Raw genomic sequence first — 20,303 nt, forward strand, 5'->3', positions numbered from 1 at the left:
AGATGCAGGACAGCGAAACAACATTACCGCGAACAGCAAACCGCAAACCGCGTTGGTTGGTGCCGCTTCTGTTGATTGCGCCGATTGTGGTGATTTTTGCGCCGGTGCTGTTCGCCAATCGATCGTTTGCCTTTCGCGATGGGGCTCACTTCTATCATCCAATGTTCAAGTGGATTGCCAGCGAGTGGGGACAAGGACGTGTTCCTCTGTGGAATCCCCTCGAGAATTGCGGGCTGCCGATTCTGGCCGATGCGACGAGCAGCATCTTCTATCCCGGCAAGCTGATTTTTGTGTTGCCGCTCCCATTTGCCTATCTCTACAACTTGTATATCGTCGGGCACGTCTTGCTGGCCGCAGGGCTGATGTATGCGCTGGCGCGTGGCTTGCGGGCCAGCCAACCGGCTGCTGTCCTGACTGCGGTTGCCTATGCCTGCGGCGGCAATGTCGTCTTTCAGTACTGCAATATTGTGTTTCTCGTCGGTGCTGCCTGGTTGCCGGCAGCCCTCTTGGGGATTGAAGAAATCGTTGCGCGCCGCAGTTGGAAGGGGACCCTTCTCCTGGCCGTCGTCTTGGCGATGATGATCCTGGGTGGAGATCCACAGATGGCCTATCACGCGCTGCTGGCCGCAGGCTTACGTTTGGTCTGCAGTTGGTTTGGTAAACCAGCAGCGAAGACTGAAGACAGCCAACCTTCGCTGGACGTAATCAACCCAGTCACTTCAAGTTGGTGGTATCCCACGCTGCAATTGGGTGTCGCGGCTACATTTGCATTTCTCCTGGCAGCAGTGCAAATCTTTCCTTCGTCCGAAGCGACCAAGTCGAGCGAACGCGCCGCTTACAAACGTCCACGAAATGTTTTTGAAGCAGTCGCTACAGTGCGATCGAACACCGCGGGCGATTCACTGCTTAAGGAAACACCCGGCGAAGCCATTGCAGCGGGAATTTTTGGCCAACCAGAAAAGAGTTCGCACCAAGACCGAGCTTATAATTTCAGCATCAGTCCCTGGCGAATGGCAGAATTCCTCTGGCCCAATGTGTCGGGGCGAATTGTGCCGGTGTCGCGCCTGTGGATTCTGCTGTTTCCCGGCAGTTCGCCCGCCTGGACTCCTTCGCTGTATCTCGGCCTCTTGCCATTTCTCGTTGGTGTTGCCGCTCTTCGTTTTTGGAGAACCGATCCCACGACCCGCTGGCTCTCTTGGCTGGTGTTGATCTTCGCGCTCGGCAGTTTCGGTTGGTATGGCCTCGGTTGGGTGGTGAGAGAATTTTATGCCACGGTACTACAGGGTGATTCATCGAAGCTGAGTATCGGTGCTCCGGTCGGCGGCATCTATTGGTTGATGGTCACGCTGTTGCCGACGTACATCTACTTTCGTTATCCGGCCAAACTGATGGTCGTCGCCGTGTGTGGCTTGTGTGCAGCTGGTGCGATCAATGCCGACCGACTCTTCACCAATCCCAGCGACCGCTGGGTGCAAAGGCTGAAGTGGTTTGCCTATGCGAGCGTGGGACTCGCCTTTGTCACCTGGTGTATTTCAGACAGACTGATTGCGACCCGCATGCCGCCGACGCAGATCTTCGGCCCGTTCGACGCGCGCGGCGCTTGCATCGATGTCATCTCCGCTTTCCTGCAAGCGGCAATTGTCGCGTGGTTACTCCAACTCCTTCTCCAAAAGATGTGGGCTGCGAGATCGCACGAGAACTCGCAAGCAGAACAAGCGCGCTGGCAATGGCTGGCGGTCGCATTGACGGCCGTCGAGATTGTTGTTGCCAACGCGGGACTGCTTTCGTCGGCCCCGGCGGCAATGTGGAGCGAACCCGGTCCAGTGGCCGCGGCAATTCGTTTGCATCATGAACAACGGCAGGGAACTCAGGCAGATGGCATCAACGCGCAGCTTGACCCGCGCTTCTTCCGCGGTGGTTATCAGTCTTGGCAACCCCACAGCTACCGGGAGCGTGATTTGAAGGGAACCCGGATGCAGGATCTGACACGTTGGGAACACGATTCGTTGTTCCCCAAATATCACCTGCCCAGTGGCCTTCCTCTCGTCGAATCGTATGGCTCGCTGAAGCCGCTCGATTACGAGTCGTTGCTGCTCATTAGTCGCGAATACAGCAAATTGGAATTCGCCGAGGCCCGCGTGCCAGCTCCGACCGTCCTGCGCATCGCTGCTGCCGAGTACCTGGTTCTGCCCGCCGATGCCGAAATTCCTTTTGCGGACAAAATTACCCCGCCAGCCAATCTCGAGTTGCCCGAGAATGTAAGCCTGTGGCAAATGAAACGGACGCAGCCGCGCGCTTGGGTGGTGCATCATGTGGTGAAACTGCCGCCGGTCATCAATACGCTCGATCTCGATACCGTGGATCAACGGGCCCGCGACGTTTTGACGGAACTTCGCGATGGTAAACCAAAGATGCGCGACTTCGCGCAAGTTGCCGTGGTGGAAACCACTGAACCCCTGAGCGCAGAACTGCTGTCCGTTGACTCGAAAATTCCCTCCACCGCCGTCTGCGAGTTTCTCCTTGACGAGCCTCAACACGTTCGCATCCGCACGCGGCTCGATCGCCCGGGTCTCATGGTCGTCGCCGATAGCTGGAACCAAGGTTGGCAAGCCACTCTGCAGCCAGCGAACTCCACCGACGACAAACCATCTGCTCCCCAGCCTTTGACCATCCACCGCACCAACCGCTGTTTCCGTGGTGTCGAACTTCCCGCTGGGGAGTGGATTGTCGATTTCCGCTTTCGCCCGCAGAGCTTTTACCGTGGTGGGCTGATTAGCGCGGCAAGTTGGCTGGCGGCGATCGCTCTTTGTGGCTTGGCTTATGGCTGGCGTAAGCGGTAAGCGCCTCCCAATTAACAGTGACTTCGTACCCCGTGTGCCAGGCAGTGCAGCGAGGTTTATCAACACCCCCCTTTTGCGTGCATCGCCTTTAAGTCGTTCTAAGGCAATTAATTGCGTCCATTTTGCCAACTCCAAAATCATCCTATTTGTTGATAAACCCCGGCAATTTAGTGACCGTTCATGGGTAGGGTGGGTCAAATCGCGCTATCGGCTTCGCCACCTCGTTGGACACAGCCGCGATGAGGCCCACCAAGAGGGAGCATAGCTGAGCCAATCTCTCTGGCCGCGAAAGCGCAATCGGTGTCCGGTTTGAAGCAAATTCTTGCCTGCAATCTTGTTGGAGTGCCGTTTGTTTCGTCCCGCAGGGACGCTGTGTGTAGCCACGGGAGAGCGCTGGTCGCCTCAGCGACCAGCGCTCTCCCGTGGAAACAGCGAGTTAGCAAAATTTCGTCCCGAAGGGACGACGGAAACGTTGCGACCAAAACAATGGCTGACTGCATACCAGCGGTTCAGCGTCCCTTCGGGACGAAGGACCTTCATTTGTCATTCACCACGGGTTCCGCTTCGCTCCACCCGTGGCTACACACAGCGTCCCTTCGGGACGAAATGCAACGACTGCCGTCGCCCAAAGTTCTCGCCTGTGTCTAGTCGGATTTTGTGCCCGCGTGAATGGCTAACTACTTCTAGCGCCGGCGCGAAAGCTTCGCGCAGTGCAGGTACGCTTCTTCCACCAGGTTGCCAAACAGCCGATCCGATTATCATAAATTAGTGAGTTATTGTCAAGTTATTTTTCTGTATGTGATGAATACGTACGGCTGTTTGGCAAGCCACTCGCGCCGGGTTCGCGTCTGCACCAAGAGCTTGGTAGATTGGCTGTATGAATCTGCCCAGCGAACATTCCGACTCACCAGCGTGGCTCGCTGGTACCGTTGCCATGGGCGAAGAGATCTTGGACCGGATGGAGCGAGCCGTGGTTAAGGTCCGCGAACGATTGCTGCGAGCGACATCGCCCCTCAATCAAGCTGCGATACTCTCCGCGGTGGTTGGCGGCAACGCAGTCGCATCCTGGGTCGCGACGGTTGACGAGGGGGCCGTTCGCAACACGCGCGATGTCGACTTGCTGGTCCGGCGCGAGGACTATCAACAGGTAAGTGAAGCCTTAAGCCGAGCTGGGTTCATTCCCACGGATTCGTTTGGCGTCGTGATGTTCCACGACGGTCTTGCTGGCAAGCCCAGTGAGGCAATTCACTTGCTATTTGCGGGAGAGAAAACAAAAGCAGACCATTTGCTACCGGCACCGGAGATTGAGACGTTTGATGATCCAGCGAACTTCCGAGTACTCCAACTCAAGCCGCTCGTCTCACTTTTGTTGACTCGCCGTCGCAATGAAGATTCGATGCTGGTGCGCGATGTTGCCAGCGTCGGTCTCATCGATCAAACCTGGCCGCAAAAATTCCCGCCAGAATTGAGCAGCCGATTGCAGCATCTGTTAGATACTCCGGATGGTTAATGTCATCCACCGCTGACCCTTTGCCGCTCATTCTTTTCTCTGGCTTGGCTGCCGATGCTTCGGTATTCGCACCGCAGAAGTTGGCGTTTCCGCAGCTGGTGGTGCCGCGTTGGCTCAAACCGGAGCGCCGCGAAACGCTGACTTCCTATTGCGAGCGTGTTGCTGCTGAGATTCGTCCGAACACTCGCTGCGTGCTGGGCGGGGCCAGCTTCGGCGGCATCATTGCCTTGGAGATGGCTCAGTACCTGAACCCGCTCGCCGTGGTGCTGATTGGAAGCGTGCGTGGTCCCAGCGAACTTCCTCGCCGCGTTTGCTTTTGGCGTCCATTCCGCTCGTTGGTTCCATTGGCCCCGGTCACTCCGTTTCAGTGGTCAGCTGGAAAGGTGTCTCTGCTCCAGCAGTGGTGGCCGCACTTCGCCGGCGTTGCCAGGCAATTCTCGCAAGCCGATGCCGACGTTTTTCGCTGGTCGGTTCGCCAACTGCTCGCCTGGCAGAACGCGCCTGTCGTTGACTGCCCCGTGTTTCAGATTCACGGCCAGTTCGATCGTGTGCTGCCCGCGCGTCTCACTCGACCCGATGTCGTCGTTCCCGGTGGGCACGTTATCTCGCTGACCCATTCGCAGGCAGTCAATGAGTTTCTACGCCACAGTCTGCAGCAGGTTGCGCGCGCCGACGGATAGCATACACCCCGTACTTATGCCGACGCGGGTGACACTGGCTCTATGCATTTGTGTTCTCCCGGCACGTTCTGGCAATAAAAGTATGTCCAGAAAACAGCCATTGTCAGCAAGATGGCACCTGTAAACGGGGAATGCTGAAACGAGTAGCTGAAAATTGCCATGGAGGTGAATTGCACAATCATCAGTAGCACGAACCAAGGCATTTTCCAAATCGGGGCCCTCGGGTCTGCGCTAGACCGTGGACCATGCTTTGGCTTAGATCGATAAACCAAGAGCACGATTGGGCCACCGAAGCCCAGCATGAGAATCAAGAGATCCAATTCCAACAGGCCTGTTACCCAGGACATATCGCGTTCGCGCGTATCGCGGGCGTAGCCGACTTGGAGTGTAGAAGTATAACCGGCTATTGGAATGGAGTACGTTTCCAACTCGCCAGTGACAGGCGACGCGAGGACATGCTTTTGTACGCGCGCCGGGACGGCTACATCGATCGACTTCATTTCGTCGAACTGGACGGCCTCACCGGTTTTTTCTTGAAGCGTCTCGCCTAACTTGCGAGCAGCTTTCTCCCACCATTCTGCCCGCCCTTGATGCACACTCAACTCGTATACCCGTTTTCGCTCGGTAGCAGTGCCGATCGCGAGCACGAGCCAGAAGTAGTCGCGGAGAGGAAACTGCATCAGGTGAACTCCGGTCAGTTAGAACAACGTGGATTGTTCTAACCTTCCCAGTCCTTTAGATCGAGACCTTTGATGCATGTGCGTGATGTTGCGAACGTTGACCTCATCCGTCAAACTTGGTCACCCAAGTTTCCAACTGAGTTAGGTCGCAGACTTCAGCACGTGCTCGATACACCGGATGGTTAGGCATGACGACTGTCCTTCCAGAGCCTCTGCCGTGGCAACTTGGCGAAGGTCTCGTGTTATCGAACCCAGGCACGATTGTTCCGTGGGGTACACCCTTCACGGATTTGAAGGACTATGGCTCGCCTCATGTTACTGAGCGCGAGGACAGCATTCGCCTTACTTGGTTAAATCAAACTTGCCTTGGTGGAATATCCTGTGAAGTAAGCGCGTTGCGAATCCTTGGTGTGCCCAACCCTCGCGCTTACAAGATCTACTTGGCAGAGTTTCATACTGCAAGCTTGAAAATCGATTTGGGCGCGAACGCAGAACCGGCGGACGTTGACCGCCGCCTGCGCGGGCTTTATGACCATTTGGCAATCGCCCTTGGGCCAGCAACGTTTTCATATCCAGATTACTCACTGGGCCTGCCGGCGATTATCTGGGAGTTGCCACAAATGACCATTGGCCTCTCTCCGCAGACGAAAAAACTGGCAGTTTTTGTGGAGCATGAGCCGGCTGGCTACACTGAACTTCGCGCTGAAGCTGCCGCGATTCGCGCCGCGGCCGGCGAAGGAGCACGCGTCGATTTCGTTGCCTGGCCAGGATGGCGGAATCGGTCAAGGGAGCTGATTGAGTAGATGTTTCGTAGTTCTCTCTATCGAAGCAACTTGCCTCCCCCTCCAACTTGTCTATCGCAGCACTTAACGACAGAACGGATCACCCATGACCACGCGCGAAGCTCATCCCCAGGGGCCTTGGTCCCATCGGTTCCTGCTGGGGTTGTTTAATGTCGTGCTGGGGGTGTTGATCTTTTGGCTGCTCGGTTTTGTGCTCGCAGATATCGGCTCGTGGCCGGGGCCCGACTATGAGGCGCTGGAACTGCGGTTGCTCGATCAAGTCGCGGTCAGCCAATACCAGAGCTTGGAAGCGCAAACGAAAACGGTCGAGGCCAAGATTGTCGACCAGAATGCGCAGCGGCAGTTTTTGCGCGATAGCACCGAGAACTCACAGCGGACGATGACGCAACTGCTGGAGTTTCAAAAACTCAACTTGCAGCGCGACGTTAAGCCCTCGGCCGAAGAACAGAAAGTACTGGCCGAGAGTGAGCAGTTGTTCCTGGCGAATCAGCAGCAATATCAAAAGCACAACGAGGAACTCGTCAAGCTCGATGTTCAACTGCGCTCGATTGCCGCCGAACGCGAAGTGTTGGCAAACAAGTTGGAAACACTGCGAGTTCCGATTCGGGCCGAGTATGAACGGCAGTTGTATCGGCACAACCTGCGGGTGGGAGCGGTCAAGTTAGCGTTTTTGCTGCCCGTGCTGCTAAGCACCGTGGGCCTCTACATCTGGCTGCGCCGCAGTCAGTTCGTGCGGCTGATCTATGCCTTCGGTGCCGCCGTGTTTGTGCGCGTGGGCCTGGTGATGCACGAGTACTTTCCCGCCCGCTACTTCAAATACATCTTGATCGTGACCGCCCTGGTGGTCGTGCTCTGGATCTTGATTTATCTGCTGCGGATGATTGCCCGACCCAGTCGCGATTGGCTCTTTCGTCAGTATCGCGAGGCTTACGAAGCATTTCTCTGCCCCGTTTGCTCATATCCCATTCGCCGCGGCCCGCTCCGCTATCTCTCGTGGACGCGGCGCAGCATTCGCAACCTGATCCTCTCGCCCGTCACAGCCATGGCTGCCGAAGAAGCCTATGTCTGCCCCGCCTGCTCCACTCAACTTTATGAAAAGTGCGAGCCTTGCGGCGCGATCCGCCCGAGCCTGCTGCCTGCCTGTCCCAACTGCGGTCGAGGCAAGACAGCAGAAGCACCTACTTCGTAAGCGAGAGCACGCTTCTCCCTCGCTTGCGCGTCGGGCGACTTCGTAGAACGAACTGGCCCCCAGCTCCCCTCCTACCGCCCGTTCGTAGCAACCGAGTCGAGATCATCTGCTGGGATTTCAACCCCTTCGACAAAGCTCTGCAGGGTGCGAGCGCGGTAGGGTTGTTGCAACTTGCGAACAGCCTTGGTTTCGATCTGGCGAACGCGTTCGCGAGTGACGCAGAAGATCTTGCCCACTTCTTCGAGCGTGTAGGCGTAACCATCGGTCAAGCCATAACGGAGGCGGAGGATTTCGCGTTCGCGGTAGTTCAGGGTCGACATGGCTTCTTCGATGCGTCCCTTGAGGGCAACCTGGTTGGCTTCGAACAACGGATCGTCTTCGCGGTGATCGGCGAGGAATTCGCCGAAGTAGCTGTCGTCGTGATCGCCGACCGGTTGGTCGAGCGACAACGGCTGACGGGCCATCTTAATGATGCAGCGAGCTTCTTCGACGGAGAGGCCAGCACTGAGGGCGGTCTCTTCGGCCGTGGGTTCGCGGCCGAGTTCTTGCACCAGTTGACGAGTGATGATGCGAACCTTGCTCATGGTGTCGATCATGTGCACCGGCACGCGGATGGTGCGGCTTTGGTCGGCAATGGCGCGGGTGATGGCCTGGCGAATCCACCACGTGGCGTAGGTGCTGAACTTGAAACCGCGAGCATATTCGAACTTGTCGACTGCCCGCATCAGGCCGGTGTTGCCTTCTTGAATGAGGTCGAGAAAGCTCAGGCCGCGGTTGCGATACTTCTTGGCGATCGACACGACGAGCCGCAAGTTGCCAGCCGAAAGAACTCGCTTAGCGGCATCATAGTTGGCGTGATAGCGATTGGTCTGTTCGATTCGGCGAGCCAGGGTCGAAGGAGTTTCGAGCGTGATCCGCATCAGGTGGACGAGTTCCTTGCGAATTTCGAGATAGGGACGACCGCAGAACGAACCGGAAACGCGGGCTTCCTTGACTTGCTGACGCAGGGCACGCATGCGGAGCTGAATTTCGGCCAGCTTGTCGAACAGCGGTTGCAGGCGATTGTTACGCAGGTTCATTTCTTCGATCAGCCGGACAGCCTTGTTGCGGCGGCGAGTCAGGTTGATCCAAGCCTGGTGACGAGCCTTCTTGGGCTGCTTCTTGCTGATGGCGATGCGATAGTCGGCGTTGTTGGCCTTGAGCAGCTTCTTGAGCGTGGCCAGGTTTGGCCAAATCCGCTTCATGATCCGCTTCTTTTCGGTCGTGTTCGTCACCGAGACTTCGATGGTCCGGTCGAGTCGCAGTTGGCCATCGCGAACTCGTTCCAGCAGCTCGACGGCACCTTGCAGCACGTAGTCGGTGGCGAGCATGCAGTGACGGAAGCGGCGGCGAGTCCCTTCGATCTTGCGGGCGGCATCGATTTCTTCAGCCCGGTTGAGCAGCGGAATCTGGCCCATCTGCATCAGGTACATGCGAACCGGGTCATCGGTTGCGTCGACGCTTTCGTTGTCGGCTTCGACGTAGGCTACTTCGTCTTCGACAAACACCAGTTCGTCAACTTCGTCCAGGATGGCGGCGTCGTCCAAATCGTCGTGCAGACCGAGATGGTCGTCGCTGCTGGGGCGGCCATTGGCCTTCTTCGCGGCACCTTTCACTTTGGCAGCGGCTGGGGTGGAGACTGGCAGAGATTTGCGGAAGCTTTTGGCCATCGAGAACTGCTCCAGGACTAGAGAAGCCGCGTCGTGCATCGCGGTTAGTTCTGGAAAGAGAAAGCAAGGCCCGTGCCTGTGTTCGTTCATTTGTCACTCCATTGTTTCGAACTCTTGACACAGCACGACTTTGGATTAACGGCGGGCTGCTTTAGTTGCTGCCGCGCCAATGTCAAGTGTCGAATCGATGCATCATCTCGTTTCCCGCGATGTTGCCGCGAAGCAACATTCAATGCTACGAAGGCACCGGCGATTAAGTTGTGCCGATTTCGCAGGCCGTGCGGGCTTTTGCGGTTAATCGGTGGGGTTATGCCACCGATAACGATCGTCAAGGATTCTGCGCTTACGCAATCGCCTTGCCCTGCTGGGGCGTATAATTTCTATTGCAGTTGCATCCCCGCTTGCTGCCCGCCCCGCTGTTGCCCAAGAGGTTGAGATGGTTTGCCGGTTCTCGTACATTTCCTGCGCTCGTTGGATCGTGGCGGCGATTCTCGGCGCGGTTGGCCCATCGCTTGTCGAGGCAGCGGACGCCCCCGTTGTATCTGCCGAGCAAGAGAAGTTCTTCGAAGAGAAGATTCGCCCGGTCCTCGCGACTAAGTGCTGGGAATGCCACGGCCCCAAGAAACAAGAGAGCGGTCTGCGGCTCGACTCGCGCGAAGGAATTCTGGCCGGCGGTGATAGTGGCAAGCGCGGAGCGGTGGCTGGCGAACCGCAGCACAGCTCCGTGATTCAAGCAGTTCATCATCGGGGCGATTTCCAGATGCCTCCCGATCTGAAATTGCCCGATGCTCAAATTGCCGATCTAACCGAGTGGGTGAAACAAGGACTCCCCTGGCCGGCCAGTTCTCCCTCCGCAGCGCTTGTGCTGACGGCCAGCGAACGAGCGACGCACGACCGGCAATCCCACTGGGCCTATCAGCCCGTGCAGCGGCCAGCTGTGCCGAATGTTCCGCTGAGTGGGTTTGTAAGTTCGCATCTCGATGCGTTCGTAGCGGCGAAACTTACCGCAGCAGGAATCACTCCTTCCCCTGAAGCCGACCGCCGCACGCTGCTGCGAAGATTGAACTTCGATCTTCTCGGCTTGCCCCCCTCGAGTGCCGAGGTGCAAGCCTTTGAGCAAGATGCCGCCCCCGATGCGTATGAGCGTCAGGTCGACCGTCTGCTGGCTTCGCCTCAACATGGCGCCCGCTGGGGTCGCCATTGGCTCGACGTGGCCCGCTATGCCGACACTCGCGGCTATGCGTTTGCCAAGGATCGCCGCTATCCCTATGCCTACACGTATCGCGATTACGTCATCAATGCCTTCAATCAAGATCTTCCTTACGACCGTTTTATTCGTGAGCAGCTTGCGGCAGATCAGTTGAACCTGGGAGACGACAAGAGCCCGCTGGCAGCGCTTGGTTTTTTGACGACGGGCCGCCGGTTTAACAATCGCAACGACGATATCGACGATCAGATCGATGCCGTCACCCGCGGTATCTTGGGGCTGACGGTCGCTTGCGCCCGCTGTCACGATCACAAGTTCGATGCGATTCCCGCCGAAGACTATTACTCGCTGTACGGCGTCTTTGCGAGTATTGAAGAGCCGGGTGAATTGCCACTCATTGCTCCGCCGCAAGAGAGCGAAGCCTATCGCGCGTTCGAAGCGGAACTGAGTAAGCGTCGCGGGGCGATGAACGAGTTCATTGGTGCCAAACAGCGCGAGGTCATCGACCAGGCTCGTCTGCAAGCCACCGATTACCTGGCGAAGGTCGCCGCGGGCGATCGAACTCAACTCCTGGAGAAGTTGCCATTCCTCACGCTCGATCCGAAAGACCTCCGCCCGGCGCTTGTCGACCGTTGGAAGCGATTCATTAGCGAGCGGACGAAGAACAACGAGCATGCCTTGTGGGGGCTGTGGAAAGATCTGCTCGCCTTGAAGGACGATGCCTACGCGGAAGAAGCGAGCAAGGTCATTGACCGCTGGAACATGCGAGCGGAAGGGGATGCCACGGGGCAGATGAATCCGCTGCTCAAAGCAGCGTTTGCGGCGGAAGTGCCGCAATCGCGGATGGATGTGCCCCGTATCTATGGCAAGTTGCTGGCCGCGGTTCTGCCTGCCTGGAAACAAGCGGGGGGCGATACAGGTGCGTTGGAAAAACTGAATGCCGCAGAAAAGCAGTTAGCCCGGGTGCTGGTGGGAAAAGATGGGCCGGCAGATATCTCGGCCGACGAAATCGGCAAGCTCGTCAGCCGGGCTGATCGCAACAAGCAGAACGAACTTCTGAAGAAAGTTCAGGAGTTTGAAGCTTCGTCTCCTGTGGCTCCGCCGCGAGCGATGGTGGTGTACGACAAAAAGCAGCCCTACGATCCGCGAGTTTTCATCCGCGGCAATCAGGCTCGCCCCGGCAAGCAAGTGCCGCGGCAGTTTCTGTTGGTGATGGCCACCAGCGAACGCCAGCCCTTCAAGAATGGGAGTGGACGGTTGGAATTGGCCGAGTCGCTGGTATCGCCGCAGAATCCGCTTACCAGCCGCGTACTGGTGAACCGAATCTGGATGCATCACTTTGGCGAGCCCATCGTCACGACCCCGAGCGACTTCGGCATTCGCACGGAATCGCCGCCGTTGCAGTCCGCCCTCGATTGGCTCGCTGCCGAAATGATGGACCAATGTTGGTCGCTGAAAACGCTGCATCGCCAGCTGGTTACTTCGTCGACCTATCGCCAGCAGAGCAACGACCGCGCAGCGGCAAGATTGGCCGACCCAGAGAATCGCCTGCTGTGGCGCATGAATCGCCGCCGGCTGGAATGGGAACCGCTGCGCGATAGTCTGCTCGCCGTTTCGGGCCGGCTCGACGAAACCCTGGGGGGTAAATCAGTCGAGCTCACGACGGCTCCCTTCACTCGTCGCCGCAGCGTGTTCGGCAATATCGATCGGCAAGACCTGCCGAACCTGTTCCGCGTGTTCGATATCGCCAGCCCCGATCAAAGCAGTCCCCGTCGCCCGCGCACCACGGTTCCGCAGCAGGCACTGTTCCTGATGAACAGTCCGTTCGTCATCGAGCAAGCTCAGTCTCTCGCCCAGCGTCCAGCCGTTGTTGCCGCTTCAAGCCCGGCCGACAAGGTTGTCGCTCTTTACCGAGCCGCACTTGCACGCCAGCCCGACGAAGCTGAACTAAACATCGCCCAGCAATTCCTTTCCACCGCTCCTGCGCCGAGCGGCACCATCAAGCTCACGCCGGTCGAACAGCTAGCTCAACTGCTGCTGCTCACGAATGAGTTTATGTATGTGGATTGAGCGAATGAGAGCTGCTCATGACCATCCCAGATTTCGATGCCCACGGCGAACTGCCGGCAGGGATCTGGCTTGCGACGATTGCGGAAGTTTTGGAACGCTTTGGCAAGTTTGGAGATCTTGAACGGAAGGAAGCATCCCAAACGCTCGCGAAGATACATGAACTTGCGGTGAATACCGGGCACCTGCAGAGCATGTTGGTTTTCGGCAGCTACGTCACCAGCAAACCAAACCCCAACGATGTCGATGTCATACTTATGATGGATGACGCTGTTGACCCTGCCAATTGTCCTGTCGAGTCTCGTGTGCTTTTTGATCGCCAAGCGGCAAATGCGCAATTGGGTGCAAGTGTTTTCTGGATTCGGCCTGCCCTGAATGATTATGGATACAATTGAAGAGTTTCGCCTGCGCTGGCAACTTACACGTGCAGGCCACAGGCGGGGTATTGTGGAGATAGTAAGATGATCATGAACGACGCGGAACTAGCCGTCACTCAAGACCGAATTGCCTGGCTGCAGAAGCTGTTAGTTCAGTTGCGAGTGACTGCGCGGTCCGATGAGTACCCGCTGGTTGCTTCTGGCTATCTATCTGAAGTCGAAAAAATGCAGAGTGAGGTTTTGGTATATCTGCGAAGGCATTCTAGCCAGTCGCTACAGGCCGCAAGTTAGAAATGTATGTTTCCGGAGTGACGTCGTTAGCTGATTAGAACAAATATGGAAACGTCAAGTAACAACCCCTGCTCCCTCACTCGTCGCGAACTTCTGCACCGAAGCGGTATGGGCTTCGCCATGCTCGGTCTGGCGGGTGTAATGCAGGACGCAGGGCGACTCGTTGCCGCGCCCGCGGAATCGACCGATGGGTACCAGAATCCGCTTTCGGCTCGGTTGCCGCATTTTGCTGCGAAGGCAAAGCGGGTAATTCACATCTTCTGCAACGGTGGGCCGTCGCACGTCGATACGTTCGATCCAAAGCCGCTGCTGCAGAAGTATGCGGGGCAAAGCCTGCCGACTGGGAACCTGGCGACCGAGCGCAAAACCGGCGCTGCTTTCCCTTCGCCGTACAAGTTCCAAAAGTATGGGCAAAGCGGCATCGAAGTCAGCGAGATCTTTCACCACACGGCGCAGCACATCGACGATATCGCCGTGATTCGTTCCATGCATGCCGATGTGCCCAATCACGAGCCCTCGTTATTGCTCATGAACTGCGGTGAGTCGCGGCTCGTGCGCCCCAGCCTCGGTTCGTGGCTGACCTATGGCCTGGGAACTGACAATCTCAACTTGCCCGGCTTCATTGCGATGGTCCCCGGCGGTTATCCGATTCAAGAGACGCAAAACTGGCAGTCCGCGTTTCTGCCCGGCGTCTATCAAGGGACATACGTCAACACCCAGCATGCCGAGATCGACAAGCTGATCGAGAATGTTCGCAACAAGTGGCTGACCGACGGTGCCCAGCGGCAACAGCTCAATGCGCTTGCGGCCCTTAACAAACATCATCTCGAGCAGCGGGGGCTCGATCCAGCACTCGATAGCCGCATCCATTCGTTCGAGTTGGCCTATCGCATGCAGCGGGAGGCAGCCGAGGCGTTCGATGTGAATCGCGAAACCAAGGAAGTACTCGAGTCGTATGGCCCGGGCACGCAAGCCCGCCAGATTCTGATTGCCCGCCGCCTGATCGAGCGCGGTGTCCGCTTCGTGCAGGTCTGGCACGGCCAAGGCCAGCCTTGGGATAACCACGACGACATCGCCGAGAACCACAAGCGGCTCGCGGGCCAAACCGATAAAGCCATCGGCGCACTCATCACCGATCTCAAGCGACTTGGGCTGTTTGAAGAAACGCTCATCCTTTGGGGCGGCGAATTCGGCCGCACTCCAACCGTCGAACTTCCTCAGGCGGGCGCGAATGCCGGCAAGATCAACGGCCGCGATCACAACCACTGGGGCTTCACCTGCTGGCTGGCGGGTGGTGGTGTGAAAGGTGGCCAAACTTACGGCGCCACCGATGAGTTCGGCTTCAAAGCAGTTGAGAAGCCGGTGCACGTGCACGACCTGCACGCGACCATGCTCAAGCTGATGGGCTTCGATCACGAGAAACTCACCTATCGCTATGCCGGCCGCGACTTCCGCCTGACCGACGTGCATGGCAAGGTGATTAGCGATCTAATCGCGTAGTTCACTTACTAGCTAATGTCTGTAGTAGCGAGCACGAAGGCCGGAGAATTGTCTCCAATGCCCCGAGTAGTTTATGACTCCCACTACAACATCGGATGCTGGGGATCGGATCGACTACATCCGTTCGACACGCGAAAGTACGCGCGTTCCTGGCAGGAATTACAACGGACTCTCGGCCCGCAGCTCGCACAGTGTCACCAGCAGGTTGATCGGCCTGTTACTGATGAAGAATTGCTGCTGATTCATTCGCCCGAATACATGGCTCGCCTTCGCTCGTCGGCTGCCATCGCTGCAGTGACAGAAGTTCCGCTTCTTAAGCGATTGCCCACCTGGCTACTCCGGTGGGCGTTGCTGACGCCAATGCGGTGGGCTGCGCGCGGAACGGTGCTTGCTTGTCGCGCGGCGATCGCGAGCGGAATCGCGGTCAATCTAGGAGGCGGATTTCATCACGCGAAATATGATCGCGGCGAGGGATTCTGCTTTTTCTCCGATATCGCCTTGGCAATTCACCAACTGCGAACCGAGCAACGAATCATGGCAGGCGATCGAATTGCATACATTGATCTCGATGCTCACCAGGGAAATGGTGTCTGCCATTTTTTTGAGAACGACGGAGATGTCTTTATTTTTGATTTGTACAACGCAGACATTTATCCGAGCTATGAGTTGCGATCGCGGCAGCGGATCGATTGCGATTTACCGGTTCACTCGGGATGTACTGGCGACGAATACCTTCGCTTAGTGCGCAGTCACCTCCCTCCGTTTCTTGATTCCATCTCGCGCAACGGAAAGGTTGTTCTGGGGATCTATAATGCCGGCACCGATGTCAGCGAGCGTGACGCCTTAGGGCGACTATCGCTCACTGATGCCGACGTCTTCGAACGAGACCATTTTACTCTTGCTCAATTCCGTCAGAGAAACATTCCTGTCGCGATGCTCACCAGCGGCGGATACACAGCGCACAGCTATCAACTTATTGCCAATACAATCGGAGAGATATTGCGCGATGGATGAGCAACGGGCGAGACGAGGTTGGTGCCTGATGCTGCCGGTTTACTGATGTCAGTTTCGTGCCACCGGCACAATGCCGTCCCAGTTATCGGGCGGGGTGCGATTGTGCTGGGCGATGAAGACGGTGAGAAAGTCTTTCGCCAGATCATCGGGCGGAACCTGGTGCAGCAGTTGAAGTGCCCGCGGCCAGTCGCGCGCGTTGAGCGCTTGTCCCGCTGCTTCGAACGAGGCGATGTGTTCGTCACTCAGCTGGGGCCAGGCCAGAAACGGCGGCAGCAATTCGCTGACAACCAACGGTGTATCGAGCCCAGCTGGCCGCACCTTGGCAAGCGTGCGAATACGGGCCTCATCGGCGGGGATCAAGCGGCGAGCTTCGGCGGCAGTAACTTCGTCGAGCAAAATCGGGACGCGAACCGCCTTGGTCATTTCTTCGAGTCGCGAGGCGAGATTCACGACAGGCCCGAAGACGGTAACCTTCACCTGGTCGACCGTGCCGATCTTACCGGCCACCGCGCGACCCGTGGCAATGCCAATGCCGACGCGAAAATTCGCCAGAGGATGATCGGCTCCCTGGGCAGCGGCCGCAGCGAATTCGGCACGAATGCCGAGCGCTGCCTGACAGGCCCGCGTCACTGCATTCGCCTGGGCCAGCGGCCAGCCCCAAAAACCCATGACCGCATCGCCATGAAAATCGCCGACCACGCCCCCTGTTTGCAGAATATGGTGCGTCGTCACACCGAGCGCCTGACTCACGCGCTGGAGCAGTTCGTGCAACTGTGCCGAGAGTTTTTCGCTGGCCCGCGAGAAGCCACGCAGATCGCAAAATAGCACGGTCACATCGGCTTCGCGCGGGGCGAGCACGGCGTCGGCGTCTTGATCGGCCAGTGCTTCCAGCACGACAGGCGAGAAGAACTGACTCAGGCCAGCCTGTTTGCGCGCGAGCTTGCGGGCCTCCCGCAGGCTGCCGAACGTGGCGGCGGTCAGTTCGGTGAACTTAATTTCTTCGCCGAGCGAATCGACATCGGCACCCACGTCGAGCGCTGCATCGCCGGCGAAACTTCCGGTCACGTACAGTGCCCAGCCCCTACACGCATTGCCGCTAATGGGAGTGCAAAAGGCCCAGTCGAGTCCTTCACTGAGCGTGAAATCGCCGGGCCCGCGCTCCGCACCACTCCACACATAGACAACGCTCTGCTTCGTTTTCACCGCCTGGCGAATGAGTCGCTCGCTGGGATTAAAGTCGGCACCGGAGAGGATGCGCCGGTCCCAGTGCAGCACCTTCAGTTCCGAGGGGATGACATCCTGCGGCTCAGTGATTTCGACAATCGCCGCTGCTGCGGCGCGGTTGATGCCGCCGAGCAGCAAGTTCACCAGGCGCACGAAGAGCTCGCTGTCGCTAGACGAACTGGTGATCACGTCGGGCAAGCGACTGAGAACTTCCATCCGTTGATCGGGACGACGATAGACCTGGCTGCGCAGCTCCTCAATGCTGAATGTCCGCTCGGTAATGGGGTTCGGTTCATTTTGCCCCAGCAGCACCCGTTCGTTGGCGAAGGTGAACGTGGTCTCGCCGATGACGAAGTGATCGCCGGGCTGAATTTCGAAGGAGTCGCTCCTGCGGCCGCGATAGAAAATCGGATTGCGCGCGTCGGGATGCAGACGGACAACGAGTCGCCCATCTTGAAAGGTCAACTCCGCATGTTTGCGACTGATCCGTTCGTCCCACGGCGTCGACCATGGTCCACCAGCGCGGCCGAGCACTTGCGGCACATCCAGCGGCAAACGACGCCGCCAACGAAACTGCGGTTGCGAGCCCTGAGCAATCAAATCGGCCATAGAGATTTCGGTGTGCGCTTGGGTGCCGGCGTATCTGGGGTCGGGAGTCTTTAGCGAGAAAAGGCTTTCCAGCGAGGTTAGTCACCTTTCGCCAAAGACTCCCGACCCCTGCAAACCACGATCGTTACTTCTTCACTTGCGACGCAGAGAGTCCGCTCGTACTCGAGATGAGCAGCAGCCCTCCTTGACTGAGTTTAGCCACTGCCAGCCCGCTGAGCACGCTGCCGGTCGCAAACGAGTCGTGCAATTTGCCATCTTCACTCACCAGATGCACGCTGCCATCCGCGGCTGCAAACCACCATTCGCCTTGATGTCCCTCGAGCACTTGCGACGAAGCGATCGGTTCGATGGGCTGCTGATGCGCACCCGGAGGGAGTTGATAATTCCAGCATTCGCGCAGTTGCGTCGTCAGGCCAACGGCGACGAGATTTCCTTGCGGATCGTTCGAAATTCCCACCATGGCGGCCTGCGTGGGAGTGGGAAAGCTTGCGACCGCCAGGCGGGCCAGCGGCCAGTTGGCCACCTTGCGTTCGGGCTCTTCGCGGCCAAACCGATTGAGCGGCAGTACGCTCCCTTGTTCCCCGGTGACGAGAATTTGCCACGAGCCGACATCGTTGGGCTTGGTCACTGCGACGGAAATGACGTTGGGAAAAGTCCGATTCCGCCACTTCACTTCGCCTTGCAACGTCGTCGCATGCAAACCGAGCAAGCCGACATTCCCCGCCAGGACTTCGGCCGTGCCGTCTTCGTCGAGATCGGCCAACTGCACGTCCGTAATGCGCAAGGTGTCCTGCATCGACTCGGGATACGCCCGCAGCAGTTTGAACTGGTCGTCGAATAGATACCATTGTGGCGAGAGGGGAGCACCGCCGACAAAGTACCGCTGCCCCGCTTTGTCGACAGTCGTGCGCAGCCAGGTAACTGCTGCCTGCTCGGCGAGTTCCAATTCGTATCGTCGCAGCACTTTGCCCGCGAGACTGACTTCGGCAATTGTCCGCCAACCTTCGCAGACGAGCAGCCGCGGTTCATCGTCTGGATTAACAGGCGGCACGAGCAGCAGATTGCCGGGGCTCTTCAGTTCGGTGCAGTTCCAAACCGGCTGCAACTGAATGTGTTTTGGTTCGCTGCGGCGGCGAATGACCGGTTCGGCCAATTCGACAACGGGCTCTGGTTCGCGACCGCCACTGGCGACCAGCTGGTTGTATTCGTTCTGCTCGCTCTCGGCTTGAGCGACGATTTCTCCGGCCAGATCGTTCCCCTTCAGCAGACGCTCGACAATGACGGACAACTGCTTGGCCAGTTCAGGATTGCCACCGGATTGAAAAATCTGCACTCGCCCCTTGGCATCCAGCACCACGACCGTGGGCTGGAACTCAATGTGAAACGCCTTATCTCCAAAGGCATCGAAATCGCGCACCACGGGCAACTCGGCCCGCCAGCCCTGCAAGGTTTGCTTGACCTGCTCGCCGGAAATCTGCGCGGGATCGGTAGCCACAGCTAAAAAGTCAACCTGCGGATGATCTTTGAATTCGCGGGCCGCCAGGGCCACCTGGTGCAGTGTGGCTTCGCAAGCGGGATTGTCGTGATACCAGCAGAGGACGGTTACTTTTTCCCGGAGTTGGGCCTGCGTCAGCCGCTTATCGTCGAGCGTCGTGAAGAAGAACTCGCTCGGCTCCTTACCAAATAACTGCGACGGCAACGGTCGCGGCGGGAGTATGAACGACTTTACGATCTTCGCCTGCGCTGGCACCGACAGCTGCCAGCGACTTGCCGCGATCGGCCCATCGAGAATGGCACCGGGCATTTCGATCCACAGTTGCAACTCGCTGACGGCCGGATCTTGAGCCACTTCGGGCAGCAGCGCCGCAGCCGGATAGTCGAGCCGACGGAGCAAATGGTTTTCGCGATCGACCCAGAAAATAAAGTTACCACCCGGCGAGGGAACCGCGACTCGCCGGCAACTGCGGCCGTGCGTCACACCATCGTCGAGCAACTGACAGGCGACATCGGCCGCAAAGGCATTTGCCAAACCGCGAGATTCGAGCAGCAGTTCCAGTTGAATCGGCTGACGACGCGGACGACCAGCGAGCGTGTCGTACAACAGCGGATCGCTGGCCAGTTCCGAGAGCTTGAGCACGTCCGGCGCTTTGCGCACGACGACCTGCCCATCGAGACTTTCGCCCGCTTCGGGATCGTGAATGCTCGCCTTGAATTCCTTGCCATCAATGCGGACCTTGGCCTGATACACATCGAGGGCCACCTTGTTGGGCCGCTCAAAAGCGACAGAGGCCGGAAAGGCCTGCACCATCTCCTGACCATTCGCTTTATAAGAGAGCTTGACGACGGCCTCATCTTGATAAGACTTGGCCGCGCGATAGGTGGCGAGCAACTGCTGCAGAATGTCGCTGGCCGATGCTGGTCCCGTCGCGCTACTCAGCGGGCTAACAGGCTGGCTAACCGCAGGATCGTCAGTTCGTGCAGAAGAATTGTTTGAATTCGTACAACCGCTCAGCGCCAGCATCCCTGCCACTGCCAGGACGATTCTCAACGTCAGGCCCGTGCCGAGCGACATCTTCCCGCGAACTACGTTCATCTTCACCCGC

At 58.0% G+C, this 20,303-nt stretch carries 13 protein-coding genes; 9 read left to right on the forward strand and 4 right to left on the reverse strand.

What is annotated here, in order from left to right; genetic code table 11:
* Positions 1-59: 59 nt before the first annotated feature.
* The 3 genes from ETAA8_RS30080 to ETAA8_RS30090 all read left to right on the forward strand — a co-directional run bounded on the left by ETAA8_RS30080 (position 60) and on the right by ETAA8_RS30090 (position 5,030).
* On the forward strand, positions 60-2,840 hold the full coding sequence (locus tag ETAA8_RS30080; RefSeq protein WP_145097757.1) for a glycosyltransferase family protein: 2,781 nt from the start codon (positions 60-62) through the stop codon (positions 2,838-2,840).
* 877 nt (positions 2,841-3,717) lie between these two features.
* Positions 3,718-4,350, forward strand: coding sequence for a hypothetical protein (locus ETAA8_RS30085; RefSeq protein WP_202921351.1), 633 nt, complete (start codon positions 3,718-3,720; stop codon positions 4,348-4,350).
* Entirely contained in the window at positions 4,350-5,030 is a 681-nt protein-coding gene (locus ETAA8_RS30090; protein ID WP_145097760.1) for an alpha/beta fold hydrolase, read from the forward strand. The genes ETAA8_RS30085 and ETAA8_RS30090 overlap by 1 nt, the downstream gene beginning before the upstream one ends.
* Before the next feature lie 14 nt (positions 5,031-5,044).
* On the opposite strand, the gene ETAA8_RS30095 is transcribed toward ETAA8_RS30090, so the two are convergent.
* Positions 5,045-5,710 (reverse strand): hypothetical protein, encoded by a 666-nt coding sequence (locus tag ETAA8_RS30095; RefSeq protein ID WP_145097762.1) that lies wholly within the window; start codon positions 5,708-5,710, stop codon positions 5,045-5,047.
* A gap of 290 nt (positions 5,711-6,000) precedes the next feature.
* Here ETAA8_RS30095 and ETAA8_RS30100 point away from each other — a divergent pair, with 290 nt between their 5' ends.
* Together ETAA8_RS30100 and ETAA8_RS30105 are read left to right on the forward strand one after the other, a co-directional pair.
* Positions 6,001-6,513: a hypothetical protein gene (locus ETAA8_RS30100; protein WP_145097765.1), complete on the forward strand. Its 513-nt coding sequence runs from the start codon at positions 6,001-6,003 to the stop codon at positions 6,511-6,513.
* Positions 6,514-6,598: 85 nt separating this feature from the next.
* Positions 6,599-7,702 carry a hypothetical protein gene (locus ETAA8_RS30105; RefSeq protein WP_145097768.1) on the forward strand — a complete coding sequence of 368 codons (1,104 nt, stop codon included), beginning with the start codon at positions 6,599-6,601 and terminating at the stop codon, positions 7,700-7,702.
* Between the two features lie 71 nt (positions 7,703-7,773).
* Here the strand turns inward: ETAA8_RS30105 and ETAA8_RS30110 are convergent, their stop codons facing one another.
* Positions 7,774-9,411, reverse strand: coding sequence for a sigma-70 family RNA polymerase sigma factor (locus ETAA8_RS30110; RefSeq protein ID WP_391484827.1), 1,638 nt, complete (start codon positions 9,409-9,411; stop codon positions 7,774-7,776).
* Positions 9,412-9,847: 436 nt separating this feature from the next.
* Here ETAA8_RS30110 and ETAA8_RS30115 point away from each other — a divergent pair, with 436 nt between their 5' ends.
* The 4 genes from ETAA8_RS30115 to ETAA8_RS30130 all read left to right on the forward strand — a co-directional run bounded on the left by ETAA8_RS30115 (position 9,848) and on the right by ETAA8_RS30130 (position 15,867).
* A complete protein-coding gene (locus tag ETAA8_RS30115; protein WP_145097771.1) occupies positions 9,848-12,688 on the forward strand; it encodes a PSD1 and planctomycete cytochrome C domain-containing protein in 2,841 nt (946 codons plus the stop codon).
* 17 nt (positions 12,689-12,705) lie between these two features.
* Positions 12,706-13,080, forward strand: coding sequence for a DUF6932 family protein (locus ETAA8_RS30120; RefSeq protein ID WP_145097774.1), 375 nt, complete (start codon positions 12,706-12,708; stop codon positions 13,078-13,080).
* Between the two features lie 381 nt (positions 13,081-13,461).
* Positions 13,462-14,853, forward strand: coding sequence for a DUF1501 domain-containing protein (locus ETAA8_RS30125; RefSeq protein WP_238397617.1), 1,392 nt, complete (start codon positions 13,462-13,464; stop codon positions 14,851-14,853).
* A gap of 57 nt (positions 14,854-14,910) precedes the next feature.
* The gene (locus ETAA8_RS30130; RefSeq protein ID WP_145097780.1) at positions 14,911-15,867 is read left to right on the forward strand and encodes a histone deacetylase family protein; all 957 of its coding nucleotides are present in this window, start codon (positions 14,911-14,913) and stop codon (positions 15,865-15,867) included.
* Positions 15,868-15,915: 48 nt separating this feature from the next.
* On the opposite strand, the gene ETAA8_RS30135 is transcribed toward ETAA8_RS30130, so the two are convergent.
* Together ETAA8_RS30135 and ETAA8_RS30140 are read right to left on the reverse strand one after the other, a co-directional pair.
* Entirely contained in the window at positions 15,916-17,700 is a 1,785-nt protein-coding gene (locus ETAA8_RS30135; RefSeq protein WP_145097783.1) for an adenylate/guanylate cyclase domain-containing protein, read from the reverse strand.
* A gap of 124 nt (positions 17,701-17,824) precedes the next feature.
* Positions 17,825-20,293 (reverse strand): TlpA disulfide reductase family protein, encoded by a 2,469-nt coding sequence (locus ETAA8_RS30140; RefSeq protein WP_145097786.1) that lies wholly within the window; start codon positions 20,291-20,293, stop codon positions 17,825-17,827.
* Positions 20,294-20,303: the final 10 nt, after the last annotated feature.

The organism is Anatilimnocola aggregata (genome assembly GCF_007747655.1).
Taxonomy (GTDB): Bacteria; Planctomycetota; Planctomycetia; order Pirellulales; family Pirellulaceae; genus Anatilimnocola; species Anatilimnocola aggregata.